At 38.3% G+C, this 465-nt stretch carries 1 pseudogene; it reads right to left on the bottom strand.

The annotated features are described in order from the left end of the window. A pseudogene (locus tag J7R05_RS07945) lies at positions 1-465 on the bottom strand (4-hydroxy-3-methylbut-2-enyl diphosphate reductase); the annotation flags it as partial.

Raw genomic sequence — 465 nt, 5'->3', positions numbered from 1 at the left:
GCGATTAACTAAAAATGTTTCCGTTTCTACTGCAGTTCCAGTTAATTCTATTTTAACGACATAACGCTTACAAAAAGCTGAAATAATTTCATCAACAATAATTTCAGGAGCAGAAGCTCCTGCTGAAAGACTTACGACGGAAAGAGATCCAAGATGATCAAAATTAATTTCGTTAACACTTTGCACTAAAAGAGCCTGCCGCGCACCAAATTTCTCAGCAACCTCTACTAAACGCTGTGAATTAGAAGAATTTGGTGCACCAACAATTAAAAATAAATCACTTCCTAATGCTGCCATTTTAACAGCTTCTTGCCGATTCGTGGTAGCATAGCAAATTGATTCAGCAGCAGGTGGTTCCAACATAGGAAAACGTCGTTGCAAGACGTCAAGAATTTCCGCTGTATCTTCAACAGAAAGTGTTGTTTGCGTGACAAAACCCAATTTTTGTGGATCATCTGGTTGATA

This window comes from Bartonella capreoli (genome assembly GCF_902813205.1).
GTDB lineage: Bacteria > Pseudomonadota > Alphaproteobacteria > Rhizobiales > Rhizobiaceae > Bartonella > Bartonella schoenbuchensis.
The sequence above is the reverse complement of the archived record's forward strand: the minus strand, read 5'-3'. Positions and strand labels throughout refer to the sequence as shown.